The following is a 19,235-nucleotide window of genomic DNA, read 5'->3' on the forward strand; positions in this document are numbered from 1 at the left end:
GACTCTTTATTTTAGTTTTGAGTAGAACGTGAGCTGTTTGTCGAGATAGTCGTTGATGATGACGCGCGCTTTCTCGGCATCGATGCCTTGCGGGTTGAGCGTTCCGCGCAGCCAAATGCCATCAATCAGTGACGCAATACCATGCGCAACGAGCTCTGCTTGGTCTTGATCCAGCAATGCTTTTAATTCTTTTTTTAGGTGAGAAAGGAGGCGTCGTTCATTCACTCGTTGCAGACGTTTGAGCTGCGCGTCATGCATGGAGTACGACCAGAATGCCAACCAAGTTTTTGCCACTTGGTTCTCGGCTTGGAAACCCACAAAGTTGCCGTCGATGATGGCATTAATACGTTGATGATGCGCATCAGCCGGTAGCTGGTTTAGGTTCTCTTTGATGGTGGCAGAAAGCTGGCGCAAGATCTCACGCATGGTCTCTTCTAACAGACCGTGCTTACCACCGAAATAGTGATTAATGATCCCCGTTGATACTCCTGCTTCTTTGCTGATCAACGAGATGCTCGCGGCGTGCAAGCCTACTCTGTCGATGACCGACATCGTCGCTTTGACCAGCTGCGGTTTTCTGATTTCAGGCATCCCAACCTTGGGCATTTTGCATCCTTGTTATTTTTAATTGAACGGTTAGTTAAATATAAAATGCCTTAAATTTAGTTCGAACTCAAACTAATTATCTAGAAAAGATGACAGTAACAGCCGAATTATTTCGACAACAATCATTAATTAAACATCTGTAAAATGAAGTTTAAATCGAGATTGACACCTTAACGCATAAGAAATAAACCAATAAATTTCAGATATTAAGAAAAGAAAACTGGAATTTAACGAGCAAACACTTCATGTTGAGCACTTACACCTCAAAAACATAAACAAACAAAAATACATCGACATCAAATAATTACGACTCATTTTAATTTCATGACTATCAATTGAACAAAGAAACACCATTGCTTCGTCAAGTTGTTATAAAATGTAAACCGCTTTCTGATTAACTTGTTACTGTTTGCGTCATTTACATGAACGCTTTTGCTCTTTTCGTATGAACTATGTGTTCAGAATATCCATCAGAGCTACACACTCGATTTCGCCCCAGTGTTTTCGCACGATACAAAGCCTTGTCTGCTCGGCGATAGCTCTGCTCAACAGAACGATTGATCGTCGTAATTCCACCACTTATCGTGATGCCCAGTACGCTTTTTGATTGAATGATTTCTTTGAGACGGTAAATCGCTTCAAACGCGTTGCGGTTATTAGTCTCTGGCATGATGATCGCAAACTCCTCTCCGCCAACACGAGCGACAATGTCTGTCTCTCGACACTGCGCTTGCATCAACTCCCCAAGTTCTTTAATCACCTCATCACCCACATCATGACCATGTTTGTCATTGATCTGCTTAAAGTGATCAATATCGATAATAGCCAGTGTGGTATTCGACACCGCATAACGGTCAGCAATACTGGCGTGACGTGCTATCTCCTTGTCAAAACGACGACGATTCCAACAGCCCGTTAGTGGGTCTTTTTCTGCAAGATTCTTGAGCTTATTCTCCAACCGAACTCGATGGCTGATATCTCGGAAGCTAAGTACATATCGATCACTCATTCCCATCCCCATTTCATAATGCGTGATGTGAGTATCTAACGTTAAGTGGTCACCAAAACGGTTCGTCACTTTGATTTCGCCTTTCCAGTTTGCTTTTGCTCCTAACTTCGCAATCGCGTCGTTCAAACAACTGAAACCATACTTCTTCAAATCTTCTCCATTCAATTGTTTGGCCGTATGTCCTGTTAACTTGGAAAAGCTTTTGTTCGCAAAGTCGACTCGTAAATTTTGATTGAGGATGACGACACCAATCACTGAGTGCGCGGCAATACTCGCGATCTTTTCGTCAATGCGTTCGCTTTCTAAGTGGTAATTACGCAATACCATCAGTAACCCGATGACAAACAACAACAATGCCTGCCAACTGTAATCATGTGTGAGCGTGTAAATCCCCCAGCCAGTCAGCGTCAATAGATAAACAAACGGAAGTAACTTGCGCTTGGTATCGTTAGTAAATTTTCTCGCATTCATAATGCGTGCTCCGAATGATTCGATGAGCAAAGATTATTGAATTCAAGTTGTTAAGATTTACCAATTTGCGCCACACCTTTACCACTAACAGGTTTCTGACAAACAAGCGTTATTGCTCACTTTTCGCCAATGTCGCTTAATGGCAATTTTTAGAGGTCGTTGCCCTTTATCTTATTCATCAACTTGATTGAATTAGGAAAGAAAAATGAAAGCACGCAATGCCCTTTTGATTTTACTCACGAGCACTATTGGTTTTAACGCTCATGCGATTACCGACGCAAGCAAGATTGGCGCAAACGCAGGAGCGATGAGTTACTGTTACGATCGTGTCGCCTCTGGCAAAGACAAATCGAAATACCGTTTATTGAAGCTGAAAACCTTAGAAGAATATCAAGACCTAGACAGCAGTGACCGAGCAAGAGCCCTAGTAATGAAGAAAGCCGCTGAAGATGGAGAATATCTTGGCGACCCACTGGATAAATCACGATGCAATAGCTTAAGAAAGATGTTGTTTGTGAAATACTAATCAAACCAGATTCCTTAAAAGCCATCACTTTCTAGTGGTGGCTTTAAAATACCAAAGCATATAGTAATGTTTAAGTACAAGTTGATTTTGCACGTTTTTCGTGCGATAAAAATCTTTCGAAAATTCCGCCACTCAAAAGCCTGTCACTCGTTACAGGAGGACTGATCAAAATGCCTTGTAAATGATAGATATCAGCTGAGTTAAGAAGCATACGAGTAGAATCATTTTCAACGCCGTCAAAAATTAAGCCTATGCCGTTAGACTTTGCTATTTCGCTTGCCGAACTGAATAATTGAGTCAATTCCTCTTTAGGCAAACTAGATATTTCTTGAATTACTTCCTGATTAAACTTCACATATTTTATTGGAAAATCTGACAATTTAGACATTAATTCAACGTCTAAACTACTTTCTTCGATAGTGAAACTAAAGCCGTAAGATTTCAAAATATTTGAAACTTCGAATAAACTTTCACGATCAGAAAGCAAAACATCTTTACCACCAATATTGAAACTAATCATATGATTATCATTAAAAATCTTAAAACTTTCACAACAACCGGATGAAAGAATTGACTTTAATGCTTTGAGATTAATACTAATGGTAAATAAGATATCACCTTTAACTTGACTAAATTTAGACTTATAATCATTGATAAAGCTATCAAATACAAATAAACTATACAAACAACTTTGAGTAACTTGCTTTACATCATATTTCAAATCAATCGCTAAGTTGTTTACTGCCATGACATTATCCAAACGCCCGAAGACTTCTATACTAAATGCCACATTGTCATCACAATGTTCTCTTTCTTGATAGTATACAGTAACCGGTAGACTACTATAAGAAACCATTTCATCATTATTATCTAACTCTTTAGTCAAACTACTTTTTAACAACTCAGCATCAAAAGGTTTTTTGATAGTAGATATTATATTTAGATCATATAACTTTCCTATTAATCCGATAGACTCCAAGACATTCTGTTCCAATGAAGATATTATTATTATTTTTGATGAAATGTGAATATGAGACAGCATATTTAGTAGTTGCAGCCCATCACCATTTGGCATAACTATATCCATTATAATAAAATTATAATTCCTGTATCTTAGTTTATTTAGAGCCTCGTAAGCATTATTCACGCAAGTTATTTTTATTTTTTTATCAACTTCATAAACTATACTTTCCAAGATACCTTGAGATAACAATACATCATCGACAATTAAAACTGACTTAGACATCATTGTAATCCTTATATTGGGATAATATATTCATCCATACGCGTTGTGATTTCAATACTTTACTCTCAATATTCATTAGTTTAAAAGAAAAAGGTTCAGCTGGAATACTCCTATACTCAAAACTAAGAGAAAAAAACAAATCAAAATTTAGTGAATTATTTACATAAACAACTAACTTTGTGTTTGGGTTGAAGCTATGCATGTAACGATAAACTTCTCGTCCCAAGATTTTAGGTAAAACCGATGAGCTAACGCAATTAAAAGATAATATAAAATAAGAATTCTCATTGACTGACATAATATCTCGACCAAGGTAGTCACTAATAACATCATAATGTAATGAAAATATATGGGCAATCAACTGCCCATCAATTAAAGCGATTGTGACTTCGCCACCATATTGTTCTATAAGCTTAGCTACTATCGATTCTCTCATTAACCCTGATTCTTCCATTTTTTCTAAAATCAAGTTCCTTTCAAAGTTAAAAATAATTTCAAAAATGTTCGTGTATCTTTTAATAAGATCTAAATTTGTACTGTTTAATATTACAATTTCTATATTATTAACATCTAGTTCGTTAAAATATCCATGGTTATCGAGTCTTTTTACATAAGCAGGTAAATTATTGATGTTGTTTTGATCCAACCAGATATCAAAGATGTTATACCCTAGCATGTCTAATATTTGATTCTGACGGTTCAAATGTGGTTTGGTCGCACCACGCTCCCACCTACTTAAGGTAACAACATCTAAATTGTTAAAATTCTTACTACTCTGTTGAAGTGCATTTACAAACTCTAACTGTGATAAACCATTCTGCTTTCTAAAAGACCTAAGGATTTCTCCAAACATTAGCAATAACTCACATTTGATTAATGTAAGCTAAGATTTTCTTTTGTATTCTTATAAAAAAAAAGGGGCACTTTTAAAACCACATTATCAAAAATGCCCACCTACGGTATTAAAAGATATGATTTCAATGATTTAGTACATACCACCTAGGAATATGGAATGACGGCATTTAACTTTCCAAAGTAAGCAATAATGTTCTTATCAACTCTGATTGATCTATAGGCTTTGTAATATAACTGTTAAAGTGGTGACTCATTTTTTCTTCGTCCTGAATAGTCGCCCTAGCAGTCACAGCGATAATTGGCACTCCAGGATAATCGGCTTTGACTCGATTCGCTAATTCGATTCCTCCCATATTCGGCATTGAAACATCCGTTAGTATCACGTCAAAACTAGTTAAGGTCAGAGCTGCTAAAGCGTCAAAACCATCGATAGCACATATACATTCGACCCCTTGCTCGGAAAGGTGATACTGTAAAATCTCACGATTGAATTCTACATCATCAACGACAAGCGCTTTAAGTCCGATTAAGTCATGTGTTGGCGGAGAAATATCTATGTCGCGAGGAGTGCTTGCTTTTTCACTGTTGATGTTGCTTGGAGTCATTATTTCTATAGGCAAACACACTCTGAACACACTTCCCTTCCCAAACTCACTTTCTACGATCAATTCGCCTTCCATCAAGCCTATCAACGCTTTAGTGATAGCCAATCCAAGACCAAATCCAAACTGTTTATCTTCTTGATTCAATTGTTCAAAGCTATTAAAGATGGATTTAATATATTCTTTCTTAATACCTCTTCCTGTGTCAGAAACTGAAAACACGACCATTTCCTTTCCGTCTACCATATCTAAACGGACTTCTAATAGAATTCTTCCTATATCCGTGAATTTAATTGCGTTCGATATAATATTTGCTAATGCTTGCTGAAACCTCAGATGATCAATAAATAGCTGATTTTCATTGTCAATACCATTTAAACAAACATCAAATTCTAGATCTTTTTGATGTGCTAGCGGAATGAAAGTCCTTTCTATATCTCTTAGTATTATGCCAAGGTCAACTTTCTTTTTGTTTAATGTATAATTAACAGAATCAAGTCTCTCAAAGTCTAAAAGATCATTGACTATATCCAAAATCATAATACTTGCAGTTGTTATTCCTTCAAGTTCATGCTCATATTTACTGATAAACTTCTCTTTTCTTAGTATATGTGTGTATCCAATAATAGCGTTTAACGGAGTCCTTATTTCATGAGAAACATTAGATAATAAAGTTGATTTATTTTTGGTTGCAATCAATGCTTCTTGTGCGGCTAGTTCATATTGCTCTGTTCGTATCCTAACTTTTTCTTCTAAATCTTCAATTAATAATTTTATCGTTCCACCGGCTTCACTGTATGCACGAGATAGTAACTCTATTTCATCTCCATTATGGCAAAGTACTTTCATTGCATTTTTGAAGTCACGACTTTTCAAATAATCAGCTTGATTTATTAATTTTTTTACTGGCTTAAACGTTTTAGACACGGTTATATAAATAAGGAATAGAAACAAGAAAAATAAAAAAGACGCCACTAAAACAATTTTTTCTACTAAAAGATTGTCTGAGGATAACAATAAATCTCTTGTCGATACATAGCTTGAATGCAAGTGGGACTCTGGAGTAACTAGAATAATTTGCCAATTCATAGCTTTATTTTTTCTATGTATTACATTGTACATGCCATCTCCAGAGTCAATAGAGAAGAAACCAGAGCTTTGATTTAAAATATAGTTCTTGAGAGTGCTATCATTTCCTCCTTCAAAGTTACTGCTACTTAATAAGTTCAATATTTTTTTGTCAACATTAGATGTAACTACATAACCTTTGTCGTCTACAAGTAAAAAACGGTAATTATATGCATCTAAGCTGTCAAATGACAGTGACTTGGAAAATATATCAAGATCTAGCTCAAATTTTATAAAGTGATTGGGATGTTTTTCTATTGGTTGTAATACATAAAAATTCACAACATTTTCATTTTCGACAATTTTAAATTTCAATGCTTTTTCACTATTCCATAAGCGAGTATGTTCAGCAATGTATTCTGCTATAAGGGAAGATTGATCACCTGTTAGTGAAACCTCAATATTATTATTCATGTCCACTACTGAAATATTCTTAATATAATCAGTGGCAACACTATTGATACAACTTAGGTTACTTTCAATAGAATTAAGTTCTGGGTACCCTTCCATACATGATGACTCAAAAACAAGTGTTAGATACTTGATTTCTTCTGTAATAAAATTTGATTGATCTTCTAATAGAGCATCTTGACTTTTTACAAACGTTTCTACTAGTTTTGTGTTTTGACCAATGATCCCCGATTTGATACTATCTAATTGACTGTCGTAATTGTTTTTCACTAGATTTATAGATATATAAATAAAGGAACCAACAAAAATCAAAAAAACAACTGTATTTATTAATATTATCTTATTTCTGAAAGACAAAACTTCGCCCTTTATATATCTATGATACATATCATAGCTATCGCCATATCTACTAATTTATTTCGTGCAGCTTTTTGGTTTACCAAACATGAGTAACGCTCAATTTTCTGACAGATATTTTCTACTTCTAAAACACCACATGTAGAAGCAATCCCTTTCAACCGGTGTGCTGAATTTACGAGAGACAGATTTTCTTCGACCATGTCTACCAAAAATTTTTCCAAACATTGTTTTGCGAGGTACCTGAAATGTCTACCCTTTTCTGAATTATATTCTACACCTGTACTTTTCATAAATAGCTTACTTTGCAATTGATATGCAGTCATTTACTTCCCACTTTTAATGACGAATTACACGATCTCCACAAAATGCATAATTTGCAACAATTTCGATATGGCACTTTCTTTTTGTTAAAACCAAAAGTGCCTATCCAACTCTCTGCTTCCTAAAAGTTGTTGTCAAAACGAAGCGGTCACCTAACTCTAGGTCATTGTTCTAAAGCTAATTTTTTAAAAGCATAGCACCAAAATGTTGAAAATTTCGCCAATTAGGATACTGCAACAGCAATGGCATTTATAACTTTTTATTTTACAAATTGCCAATGATGAAAAATACTAGGCATTATACGTAACAATAAATTGCAAGAGCCTAATATTAATATGAAACTGCCAGTTATCATTTTGTTTTTCACTATATTTTTAACTTCTTATCAAGCAAGAGGATTAACCGTAAAGTGGGTGGGAGTTGTTCCTAAACTTAGTTGTTCTGAAAATCCGGTATCAAATCAGACCGACTTACTTAAGTTGAAAAAAAAGTGTGGTCATGACATTTTACTAAAACAATCTAAAGTGGAAAAAAAAGAAAGTCTGGATCAATTGGAAGCTGTCTTGAGTTTTAAAATTTAATTGCGTTGTACGTATGTGCTTATCGGAAACCAAGTAGCACTTAGTATTTTCAAAAAATCAAAACTATCGCTAAGGAATAGCTTGTGTCCGATAAGCACGAATTTCTTAACGGATTCCCAACAGCCCTTTTATCTTCTTGAAGGATACTGGATGATGGCAAATCTACTCACTAATTATGTCATTTTTCATGCGGATAGATATAGAGTTCCACTCCAGTTCACTAACTGTGATAATTTACCGAAACCGTAATAAAAACTCGCAACCACTTTGTCTTAGACTCACACGAAGTGAGTTTTTAATCTTGCGGGAGTTCGCTTCATACCCCGGGCAGCATTTATCAAAGCATCATCTAATTGAAGTCGGCTGGCCAAATATGTGTATTGGACCTAACTCGCTTACTATGGTGATTATGTCATTGAGAAAGAAACTCACTAAGGCTGCTAGCTTTTGGGAAATCGTCACAATACACAGGATTGGTTACAGCATGAGTTTGTCTCCTTTAGATTTAGATTCACGCATAAAGATAATAAACTATGAGTACGGATAAGAACCTTTTCTTCGCAGTTCATAAACATATGATATTCTGTAGGAATTTCATATATTATTATTTACTTAATAACGAATGTATTATAGTTATGAATAAAGACATATAGCTCGCGTCATTCAGAAAAATGTATGAGACGAACTATATAAATTTGTCAATTAACAAAATTGCTCATTAGTATCATTGCTTTACCCGGCTGTCCTAAAGTGATTTCTTTTTATAGAAACTCTTTTTCTTAGATACGTTTTACTTTATTAACAAATCCATTTATTTTACAATACAATTTCCAAATTTAATCTAAATATATTAATTTGAATTACTAATTCCGTATAATCTAAAAAAATTGATCGTTCACTAAGACAACTACAATAATAATATTCAAGGAAAAAAAACAGTAATAACCATTGTGGCATAGATTTCCCTATAAATTGCCAAACAACTTTACCGCAATCACTATAAGCTTCAAACCTCCTTGGCTCCAATGAAATTAACGGGCCCCAATCTGGAAAGTTAACACGTAAAGGACAAGAAACAAATGGAGATGGACTGAACTGGTAATTAATATGCTCGAGCGAAAAAAGTAAACCACGATACGCAGAATCCCCCCACGTTAAAAGGCTATGCCAGCGTCCAAAAACATGTTGTGCTGCTGTCATCCCGCATATCGCGGATACTCCTACACCTATCAACGCTACACGCTCATAAATACATAAAACACATGGTTTAAGGTGAAGCGCATGTTGAAAGTAAAGTCCTATACCTTGAAAACTAATAGCGAAAATAAAAACGGTGAACCAAAATGAACGCGTTTGGGAGAGTTTATATAGAAAATACAATTTTGCTTTCCTCAATATGATATCTGAAAATGTCGTAAGTAATATAAAATCCGTTGCGCATTGTAAGATAACATTACTTTTCAGTAGAAATTCCAAAGCACAGAAACGGAAAGTTCAAAGCGAAGGACAGATTTTTCGTCATTTTTGACAAAATCTTGGCAAAATACCACGGTAACAAAATAAGAATATTAGCCAAAAACAAGTTATCGCATATTGTCATTTAACTTTTTAAAGTCATGACTTTAGACAGATAACCTGAACGTTATAAACGCATGATAGAAGTATAATTACTTTGAGGTAGCCGTTGCCAACAATTTGTAGATAGCTAAATGAACTTTGCTAATATCGGGATTTGATGTCGTCTCTATCAATTTCGAATACAAAACAAAAATGATGAAGCTTTTTCTAAGCAAGTTTTCACTTAGCTCATTCCAGTTAGAGGTTCAGTTTTTTGATACGCATTTGTGACAATCAGTTTTTGGAGTGACTTACATATTGAAAAATGATTTGATGCTCTATTGTATAGATTATGATCCCTTAGTTGAAGCCAATGCTGTTGGCTTTATGTGCCCCTCGTTGTCAAAGCGGTAATAAAACTCGGCACTGTTGATTTTCAGTTTTTTAATATAAATTTAGAACTTATGATAGACAAACAGTAAGGAGACAGGTTCATAATCTTTGTTTGTGCAACAAGTCTTTGTAGAGTTTTAAAACGAGCGGTTTAAACTTAATAGAGGGCATCGTGATGATGCCCTTTTCTTGTTGTATAGAGAACCGCCCTGCTAGGCTGGGGGTTCCGTAAAGCTTACAGTTATATAACCCCTTTCAATTTGATAAAAACATCTTATGGTCTGGCAACTGCAAAAGTTAATTTAGAATAGAAAGGTGGTCCCAATAGGGGGACAAATAGAGCCCACGGTGTGGTTCTATTGCTCTCTAGCACAAATTACAGGGGTTGCTAATTCCTCAGAATTTGGGGTAAAACCTGATGTATCCAGGCCTGGTAAGGAGTTCACCCCAGTAATGATCGTACTGTAGTACCTTCTATAAGAACCTCCACCCAAACTCCAATTGAAAGAGTTACGATCGTGGGTCATGCTGATAATGTCGGCATCAAAAACCAATCGACCCTGATCGATCCCCAACCTAAGAGTACTCTTTTCAGTATACAATCCTGGGCTACTACGGCTCGTAATCGTAGTTGTTACATAATTCTGTTCATCGGCAGCAATCCATACATTCAGCGCTTTCCAAATCGGGTTGGTTTCTGCAATCGTCAAACGAATATCTTCGGCATCGGAAGCGTCAATATACTCCTGAGCTTCTGCTTGGGTGAGGGGTCTCCATTCATCTCCCAGTGAATCACAAGACGTAATAATGTGGCCAGCATATGGTGCGATGGTGATATCTAACGGAGTCACCCATTGCCATCCTCCCCATTGGGTGATGTGATCTAGGAAATGCACCCCGCCTAAGGTATTAATATGTGTGACCCTAGTTGTGGTTTGGTCTGAGTTATTGGCTTCATCGTTCACCATATTGAAGACAGCATTTCCTTCCTCATCCGTGAAGGCACTTCGATTAATAAGTTCTGCGCTTTCGGGGTCATTTAAGTCGCTGATGATTTCCGCGGTGACTTCAACGCCTTTTATGGCATTACTGTTGGCATCCAATATTTTAGCTGCGAGCGGATAAGGAGCGCTATCACCAGGGATCCACCCTAACGTCTCCATTGATGTCTCTGATACCATTGCTGTCGCCGGATCACCGACAAACGACACTGTGGTACATGTGTTCTGTACCCCCACCTCACCACAAACTGTCACTTCTTCCGCCTTGATGTTCGTGACGCTCGCGATGGCTTGTCCATTTTCATCGGTCGATTCATTCAATGTGGCCAACGCTGCTTGGTTGCTCGCACTCTGCACTGTAAAGTTGATGGTCGGCCCTAAGATTGGGGCGTCATCTTGACCCAGCAAGGTGAAGACCACTTGAGCTTCATCGACCCCGTTGGCAATCACATCCTCAGTCGGTCCTTGGACAGTAAGCCCACCGGCAATACACGTCACAAGGTAGTTTCCACCCAAGTAGTCACTGACGATGCCCGTGTCCGGATTCACTGTTTTCGCCGTGCCATTGTCACTAGCCAGATATTGCGTCGAGATTGGCCAGTTATTGGCTTCTTGCACATTGCCCTCAGCTCTCTTCTGAAGCTGCTGAAGCTCAGAGCTGGTTGGCAGTCGACCTTCTAAACCGCAATACGTTTGCGCACCACCAAAGTCAAACAGCGCAAGGTCGGCTGGCGGCGTGTAGTAGGTATCCACCAAAGTTTCTCTATACTCAATTTGACTCCCCGCCGCATCTTGTGTGGTCATTGGCGCGGTAAAATACAAGCCTTCAAAGAAAATCCCGTTCCATTGCGCCGTTCGATTTGGGTCAAACACTGGCACTTCCATCAGACCCATCGCGTAGGCTCCGTTTTTGTCTGCTACCGCAAAAGAGACATAATGGTTGCCCATCTTTGAGGAGACAAAGGTGAACACCTTATTGTCAGTGTCTTGTGGTTTTAACGGCGCCGTGGTAGCGTTAAATGAGTCAACATACACAAGCTGAAAATCATCGTCATCAATAGACTCGACGTACGGTGTGATATCAATTTCCTTGACGTCATTGATTTCGACGTCGTCATAAACAATGTTATCTTTGACAACTAAACCTAAATTTGCACGCTCAGCGACCGCGATATCAAGCGTCCCCAGCAAAACATCGCCTGTGGTTTCGTTGATATAACTGAATAGAATACGCTCAATACCTTGATACCCACCCAAAGGTGAATAAAGAATGGTGTCGGTTTGTGGGTCCGCTGTTGCCTCGTTGCCTTCGCTGTAAGGCAATGAAAGTGTTGAATTTAAAGCATACTCTTCTGGTACTTCGAATGCCGTTTGATGCAGCAGTTGTTGTTTGACATTGATTTCAATTACCGTATCAATCAATGTCACCGCGCTGATAGCACGTAGCTCAACCCCTGAAGTATCTGCATTTTTAGATTGGGTGACCGCAACACGGCTAACCGCGACATCGGTAGGTGCGCCAGTCAGGCTCATCGGGCTGACTGCGTTGCGTGTGCTGCTTGCTTGAGCACTTGGCACTTCAGTCACCGAAACTTTGTACTCATAGTCACAGGCTTTGGCTGTGTCAGCTGCGATAGTAAAGCTTTGAGCACCAATGGCCAAAGGTTGACATTCGGCACTTTGTGTCAGTGGGTTTACGTCCTGCAGGACGAAGCTTTTTCCATTGCTGACAGAAACTTTATCAGAAAGGTCGACAACGTAACGGTCGGTATATTCTGCGATAAAGGTGATGTTTTGAGCGGTTATTGTGGTCGAGGCTAACGGATTTGGTGAGATAGTGTTACTTCCGGCACTGTCATCGCCACCATTACATCCTGCTAACCCCATTGTCAGCACCATTGCTGGCAAGATGTTTATTCTAGTATAAATCATCGAAGGTATTCCTGAGACTATTTAAAGCTAAAATAATAAATGGGACTTTCATTAGGAGATAGAGCGTTTATTAAAACTAGTTCTCTTATAAGCCTATTTGTTAAATTAACAATAACTTAGAATTAATTTTAGAGTAACTTGCCAAATAATTTCGCACTCCAATGAAGTATAAGGCCACATATAGTACATTACATGTTAAAAAATAAAACAAAAATAGAACTACAATACTAACGTTATACTTCCAAGATAATCGTTTTTATCGGATTAACAAATCCTTATTTATTATTTAAAAGATGTTATTATATGCATAAAGAGGTATTACTATAGAAATACCTCTTTGTTTTTCGATTTTATTTACACACCACCACTGGATAATAGATAATTTCTCCAGGATAAACTAAATTTATATTTCTCCCTCGTAATTGAGGATTTAGATCAAGTATATCTTTCAGTGTGATGTGATTGGTCTCTGAAATCTTAATCAAATAGTCACCTTCAACCAGTCTATAGGGCATACTTTCAAGATGACACGCTTCAGTTTCTATTGGAGTTGCCTCGGGTTCTTCTAACTCAGGAGTAGAGAAGACAATGTCCATATCATCTTTTACATCAGGCTGAGAAGTCGAGAAACGATACAAGAATGACAAGCTAAACGAGTACAAATCATCGTCTAATTTATTGATATCAAAAATACCCTGATAGCTAACATCAGCTATCCAATTTCGAGACAATTGATATTGTAATCCTAACTGAGCACTGGGGCTTAGCTCATTATCAATATAAGAAAAACCAGGCCCAGCATAAATTGCGGTAAAATCACTCACCGGCATTAACCAATTGGCGCGAATAGTAAGCGCCTCTAGATCATGGTTATCATCTCTATTTACGTTAAAGTTTTGATAACCCGCCTCAAAAAAAATATCATTTTTAAAGTGATAGCCAGCGACCGCTTCAAAACCGAACGCTTCGCTTTCTTTTTTACTATCGTCTAAAATTGAACTATTAACCCCACCTTTAATGTAATAAGGTGATGTAACTTCGATACTTTTAGCGTTCACAAACGGCGGTAGCACTACAAGTAATGCTAATAAATTATAGTATTTCATTTTATATCCTTGGCGATACCATAATTGTTATAGAATCTGAATATTCTCCTGAAACCAATGGTTCGCCTTCCACATCATAGTCAAATTGCAGGTTAAATGGAAGATTAGTTTGAATACCACTTTCCTCTCCAATATACGTCATTTGATGATTCAACTTACCTTCGCTAACTAAAGACTGCTCACTGCATTCCGGGCATGTTAGATTGTATGGAATAATGATCTCCGGCGAATTATTATGAACTAGTTCATACTCTTGGTTGTGCATGGTCAGCACGATGCCATTGTTAAAATAACCTTGTGCTTCTAACCTATAGTTTGTCTGGGCGGAAACACTTCGATTGACGGCATTATAAACAGGCTCCATTACTCCATCACCTTCGAGTACGACCACATTCGTCACTTCTACAGGTTCATAAATGAAGTTAAAGACTATAACATCACTGATATTTCTATAAGTTGAAACACCACTCGTGTTTTCATAATGATATCGAATAGTAAATGGCACTGAACCAGTATATGTTCCCTCGGATTTCCCAGCTAAGGCACTTGCAACAACGGTTCCATCGATATGAAACATTGGCCTAAATAAAACGAACGGAGAAGTAGGTACTGCAGTAGAAAGTTTGGTTGAAGAAACGCAACCAATACCGCCAACACTAACTATAGGTAATTGTACATAATCAATCGGGCAAGAAGGGTTAATACTGTTAATGTCTTCAATGTAATCAATTCCCGTAGTATTGTATTGTACACCGGTGACAGAAATAGAGATGGGAGACGTGACTTCACCGTTTAGGCCCCCTCTTAGGATCATTTGATTCGCTGCTGCCGCAGGTAAAGAACCAGGGGACCAAGACATTACTGAACGGAGTGCGGGTGGAACTCCCCACTTGCTTGGAACCATACTGTTATCGTTACCGTAAGTTACGTTATCCCATCTCACTTCACCCGCTTTTACCTCACCACTTATGTAAAAAGCGCTGTATACGTTACTGGTAAACATTGATAGCCCTAAAACGATGAAGCGATTAAATATTTTGTACATAAGTTAATTACTCCGTTTTATCACTTCTTTCTTAGAGTAACTTTTATCATGAGAATTAACAGTTACTCGAAGGTTATCACTTTGAATCGTATCTATTAGGTTGAATGTTTTATGTCTACCAGCAAGTACTGTTAGCTTCTGTCTACATTGGGAGGTAATCTCTGTTGTGCAACTATCCAAGTAGACTTGTATCATAGTGTTACTGTTATTTTTTACTTCTAATTCAGAACCTCTATTTAAAATAGAGTAATCAACCACAGGCTCTGTTGTAGGTATAATGTAAACCGGAGCGAAACCATAATTAACTTCGACACCGGAAGCCTCTTTTCCTTCCTCCCTATATTTACTTGGAAGAAATGATAAAGAAAACATCAAGTCTTGTGAATTATCACACGTCGTATTGTGGCACAAGCTACGAATACCGATGTCTTTCTCTTCTCCTTGTTTTAGAATCAAGCGTTGATGAGTTAAAGATATTTTCCAATCAGAAAGATTCTCTCTACTGTAGTTATTTTTTATAATCTCTGTTCCGTCTTTTATTTTTATTTCATCAATAAGCGTTTCAACAAAAAGTGGCGAATCTTCATCGTTGGTCAACGTAATGATTCCATTTCCTTTCTCATCACCGACAATTACCATCTTATCTACTTGAAAGGCCTGTGATTGCAAAGAGTAGAGACCACATACTAAACTCAATAGAGATAGTGTGATTTTTTTTAATTTCATAATTTCCCTCAGTTTGTTTTTGCCACTGGATAGCTAATTGAATCCGCCTTGTACAAGTTTTTCGCTAGTAGCTTAATATTCTCGATTTCAGTTTTATGATTAGCTAACATATCAGTCATGTTAGATGTTTTATGTGCAATATAAACAGCTTTATAATTACCAACATCTTTTTGGATAACTCTATATCCTAGTAATTTAAGTTTGTTGACTGAATTCTTTAGTTGATTTGAATTTTCATATGCACCTAAGAAAACTGCACTTAATATCTCTTCATTAACTTCAATTTGTAGAATTTCACTATTCTCAGTAATTGGCAAACAATAATTCTGACCAAAGTTAAGCTGGTTCGTCGAGCTAAATTCATATGGCAATAAGCACTGTTGGCGATTAGAAGACAGTTCGAAGTTCAGTCCTTCTAATACCGTCACTCGATAAACACCTTCTGTCATTTCATTAACTTCAAGACACCCTTCACCCTTACATGTTATTTCTGTAATAGGTTCATCGGATATATCGTTAAATGACGTAACAAATGACACCACTCTACTAACCTTCGGTGATAGGTAAGACACAGCGCCTGGATGTGAGTAGACGGTCTTTTTGCTTTCACCAGAGTTAAACAAATTCACGCTTTCTGAATCAAAGTTAGCATCGTATTCGTAGTAGTTTCTTAAAGGAACAATTCGTTCATTCTCATAAACAATAAACTTACTGCTAGATTTACCGTTTCTATCTAAAGTGACATAACCACGTTCAATAATTTCTTCATCGATTTCTTCATTAGCACGTACATCCTCAATATCAATCAACGCATAAGCTGAAGCCCGCTCTTTGGTGATGTGCACCCCCTCACCTGTCAGTATTTGTGTACTAGAAATACCAGCATTTGCCCCCTTGTTGCTATCGCGAGTTGATAAATATGCTACCGCATTTACACGAGCATAGTTTGTCGAACCATCGACCGAGAATGTTGTATCCTGATACATCTCTTCACTATCGCGGTTATATGTATTGGCTACCTCAAGAGACGTATAGAACGCATCAGAATCAATGAGTTCATTCACTCGAACCGCGGTTCGAAACTGATCAAGTTCTTCAGTATCACTTGTGGTACTTACCATCGCCTCCATTGAATCAGAGAGAGGGACACTCCAAAGTAAACTAATTGACTTATCATGATTAAAATCTGAATAATCAAAATTAACATTGAGAATCGAATCTAAAATTGTCGGTGTTGTATACCCAAAAGATATTAAATTATCTTCCCGCTCCAATTCACCAAAGTTATCATTATTAGATAATAAGGTTTCTTCATTTCGCGTATAGATAGCGTAAATTGAACGCCCTTGACCGAGGCTGTAGTATGAGTTAACTGACCAACGCGAATAGTCTGAATAACCGTACATGTGTGTTGCTAGGAGATCGCCATTCTTGTTATCTAGCTTGTCATAAGAGATACTGAAGAAATCAAAATTTAGATTTACGTTAGTATGCGATGCTTCTTCAAAGTGACTATGGACACCTTCTACTAACCAACCTGAGGGAAGCAAACTAAAGTTGCCACCAACTTTATACATTGTGCCCGAATCGGTAAATAACGCCCCAGCACCTAACTGCAAGTTTGGTGTTACTTGGTAGTTAAGAAGCCCTCTTCCATATACATCATTATCAATAGTATTTATATTTGTGTCTTGATAATCAAAGTTGCTTTCTGCCAAGAAGCCCGCACTAACAGTATAGTCAATACTGCCTTCTGCTAGTGTGTCATTAGTACTGTTATATACTTGAAAATACTGTACATTTACAACTTCCCCGTTAACAGAGACTTCGACACGGGCTTCATATCGCCCCGAAGGTAACGCAGTGTATGAAATAGATTGTTGGCCTGCCGTAACATTTGCTTGATAAATTATACGTTCATCACGGTATACTTTAACAGAACCCGTCGAAGGTACATAAAAACTCAACACCTTGTTGCTAAGTTGCCCGCCAATTAGTAATTTTTCTGACGAGCCGAATGTAACTGCATTCTGTGCCATACGTGCAGTACTATTCAAATAATCAACAGAGTTGACGTCAGGATCATATTCAAAGTGTCCAATTTTTAACGAATAAGAGGCAACATCTAAATGATAAGCCGCTTCATAGAGCTCAGAACCTTGTTCATTATTGGTTAAGTTAAAGTCACTTTTAAAATAACCATAAGGTAACCCTAGAATAGTTTCATCATTTAATGATATAACAGAGTCAGAATCTTGATAAGAACTTAAATACAGATCAAACGAGTTTATTAGACCGTTACTTACACTTTTTGCATCATGATATTTAGTAGTGGTTTGACGATTTGTAAGATCTAAGATCATGGGTGAGACAAATAAATAAACTTCTCGTTCGTTGTAATTCTGAACAATATCAAAAGTTTCCGGATACAGTTCACAATTCTCGAGTTTCCCTGAACATTGAAATTGTTCATCAATACCTAAAATCAACTGACTGATTATTTCTTCACGATATATTTCATTAACTTTATTTTCTTCCAAGAACCTATTAATTAAAGATTTTGTTTGAATGTTATTTTCATCAATTTTAAGTGTATTAAATGAACTCAAAACCGTTATCGGTTCTGAAAATGAGCCGTCTAAATTACGAAGTTTAACTTGCAATTCTTGGAGTTTAAAGTGGTCTTCGAAACTTTCAGGAATAAATGCTGCAAATGCACTACCCGAAGAATAAAGACTTAATAAGGGCAATAGTACGTATTTTACTTTATTTATCATATATCAACCCCGATAACAAACGCGATTTGACCACTACATTCTTTTGGAGAACCATCTATTTCAACATCAGAAAATGGTAAAAATTCCAATTCCAATTCATGTTCACTATATTTAAAATTTCCATCATTAGAGTTAAAATCTTCTACAGATAGAGAGGCATCATCTGAAATTGGTTGGCCATCAAATTTAACTGTAACAAATCCCTCCTGATCAAATTTTTGTCCTGAAAAATTAATACACGCAGATTTATTCTCAATCATTGTTGATGTATAAGAAACGCTAGATATATTCATAGGTATACTAGTACTAATTTTCATTGTGGTTGATGCTGGTTTGAACTCGGTATTATCACTATTAACTTCCAACTCTAGTATTGATGGGGAGAACTCAACATTTGTAATAGCGTCTGTATAAAAATTATTAATATCAATTGTTGTTTTAACTAATAGTGTTTTTTCAAATGAACTAACGCTCATGCTAATGAACGCTAATCCAAATAACATCACTGCTTTTTCTTTCATATTGATCACTAGCTTAAATTAATAAGGCCTGCTGAAAGCAGCAAGCCTTAGAACTAAATTG

16 protein-coding genes are annotated in these 19,235 nt (G+C 37.0%); 3 read left to right on the forward strand and 13 right to left on the reverse strand.

What is annotated here, in order from left to right; all coding sequences use genetic code 11:
* Nucleotides 1–6: 6 nt before the first annotated feature.
* Nucleotides 7–606: a transcriptional regulator BetI gene (betI, locus tag VJL_RS19885; protein WP_038880771.1), complete on the reverse strand. Its 600-nt coding sequence runs from the start codon at nucleotides 604–606 to the stop codon at nucleotides 7–9.
* A gap of 418 nt (nucleotides 607–1,024) precedes the next feature.
* On the reverse strand, nucleotides 1,025–2,086 hold the full coding sequence (locus tag VJL_RS19890) for a sensor domain-containing diguanylate cyclase (protein ID WP_038880774.1): 1,062 nt from the start codon (nucleotides 2,084–2,086) through the stop codon (nucleotides 1,025–1,027).
* Nucleotides 2,087–2,291: 205 nt separating this feature from the next.
* On the opposite strand from VJL_RS19890, the gene VJL_RS19895 reads away from it, so the two are divergent.
* Nucleotides 2,292–2,612, forward strand: a complete 321-nt coding sequence (locus tag VJL_RS19895) for a hypothetical protein (RefSeq protein ID WP_038880776.1) — start codon at nucleotides 2,292–2,294, stop codon at nucleotides 2,610–2,612.
* A 70-nt stretch (nucleotides 2,613–2,682) separates the two neighbouring features.
* Here the strand turns inward: VJL_RS19895 and VJL_RS19900 are convergent, their stop codons facing one another.
* The 4 genes from VJL_RS19900 to VJL_RS19915 all read right to left on the reverse strand — a co-directional run bounded on the left by VJL_RS19900 (nucleotide 2,683) and on the right by VJL_RS19915 (nucleotide 7,537).
* Nucleotides 2,683–3,861, reverse strand: a complete 1,179-nt coding sequence (locus VJL_RS19900; protein ID WP_081635014.1) for an EAL domain-containing response regulator — start codon at nucleotides 3,859–3,861, stop codon at nucleotides 2,683–2,685.
* Nucleotides 3,851–4,711: a helix-turn-helix domain-containing protein gene (locus tag VJL_RS19905; protein WP_038880782.1), complete on the reverse strand. Its 861-nt coding sequence runs from the start codon at nucleotides 4,709–4,711 to the stop codon at nucleotides 3,851–3,853. The genes VJL_RS19900 and VJL_RS19905 overlap by 11 nt, the downstream gene beginning before the upstream one ends.
* A gap of 169 nt (nucleotides 4,712–4,880) precedes the next feature.
* Nucleotides 4,881–7,211: an ATP-binding protein gene (locus VJL_RS19910; protein WP_038880850.1), complete on the reverse strand. Its 2,331-nt coding sequence runs from the start codon at nucleotides 7,209–7,211 to the stop codon at nucleotides 4,881–4,883.
* A gap of 11 nt (nucleotides 7,212–7,222) precedes the next feature.
* The gene (locus VJL_RS19915) at nucleotides 7,223–7,537 is read right to left on the reverse strand and encodes an Hpt domain-containing protein (protein ID WP_038880784.1); all 315 of its coding nucleotides are present in this window, start codon (nucleotides 7,535–7,537) and stop codon (nucleotides 7,223–7,225) included.
* A gap of 333 nt (nucleotides 7,538–7,870) precedes the next feature.
* Here VJL_RS19915 and VJL_RS19920 point away from each other — a divergent pair, with 333 nt between their 5' ends.
* On the forward strand, nucleotides 7,871–8,116 hold the full coding sequence (locus VJL_RS19920; RefSeq protein WP_038880786.1) for a hypothetical protein: 246 nt from the start codon (nucleotides 7,871–7,873) through the stop codon (nucleotides 8,114–8,116).
* A 187-nt stretch (nucleotides 8,117–8,303) separates the two neighbouring features.
* Complete coding sequence (locus VJL_RS28115) at nucleotides 8,304–8,663, forward strand: helix-turn-helix domain-containing protein (RefSeq protein WP_081635016.1); 360 nt, start codon at nucleotides 8,304–8,306, stop codon at nucleotides 8,661–8,663.
* A 269-nt stretch (nucleotides 8,664–8,932) separates the two neighbouring features.
* Here the strand turns inward: VJL_RS28115 and dsbB are convergent, their stop codons facing one another.
* The 7 genes from dsbB to VJL_RS19950 all read right to left on the reverse strand — a co-directional run bounded on the left by dsbB (nucleotide 8,933) and on the right by VJL_RS19950 (nucleotide 19,174).
* Entirely contained in the window at nucleotides 8,933–9,592 is a 660-nt protein-coding gene (gene dsbB, locus VJL_RS28120) for a disulfide bond formation protein DsbB (protein ID WP_307718620.1), read from the reverse strand.
* Between the two features lie 830 nt (nucleotides 9,593–10,422).
* Complete coding sequence (locus VJL_RS29540) at nucleotides 10,423–12,999, reverse strand: Ig-like domain-containing protein (RefSeq protein WP_160167712.1); 2,577 nt, start codon at nucleotides 12,997–12,999, stop codon at nucleotides 10,423–10,425.
* 350 nt (nucleotides 13,000–13,349) lie between these two features.
* Entirely contained in the window at nucleotides 13,350–14,105 is a 756-nt protein-coding gene (locus VJL_RS19930) for an outer membrane beta-barrel protein (protein ID WP_038880787.1), read from the reverse strand.
* 1 nt (nucleotide 14,106) lies between these two features.
* Nucleotides 14,107–15,150 carry a hypothetical protein gene (locus VJL_RS19935; protein WP_038880789.1) on the reverse strand — a complete coding sequence of 348 codons (1,044 nt, stop codon included), beginning with the start codon at nucleotides 15,148–15,150 and terminating at the stop codon, nucleotides 14,107–14,109.
* A 3-nt stretch (nucleotides 15,151–15,153) separates the two neighbouring features.
* On the reverse strand, nucleotides 15,154–15,876 hold the full coding sequence (locus tag VJL_RS19940; protein ID WP_038880791.1) for a fimbrial biogenesis chaperone: 723 nt from the start codon (nucleotides 15,874–15,876) through the stop codon (nucleotides 15,154–15,156).
* Between the two features lie 8 nt (nucleotides 15,877–15,884).
* Nucleotides 15,885–18,653, reverse strand: coding sequence for a TcfC E-set like domain-containing protein (locus VJL_RS19945; RefSeq protein WP_050568873.1), 2,769 nt, complete (start codon nucleotides 18,651–18,653; stop codon nucleotides 15,885–15,887).
* Nucleotides 18,650–19,174 (reverse strand): hypothetical protein, encoded by a 525-nt coding sequence (locus tag VJL_RS19950; protein WP_038880793.1) that lies wholly within the window; start codon nucleotides 19,172–19,174, stop codon nucleotides 18,650–18,652. Before VJL_RS19950 ends, VJL_RS19945 begins: the two co-directional genes overlap by 4 nt.
* Between the last annotated feature and the right edge of the window lie 61 nt (nucleotides 19,175–19,235).

Source organism: Vibrio jasicida CAIM 1864 = LMG 25398 (genome assembly GCF_000400365.1).
GTDB lineage: Bacteria > Pseudomonadota > Gammaproteobacteria > Enterobacterales > Vibrionaceae > Vibrio > Vibrio jasicida.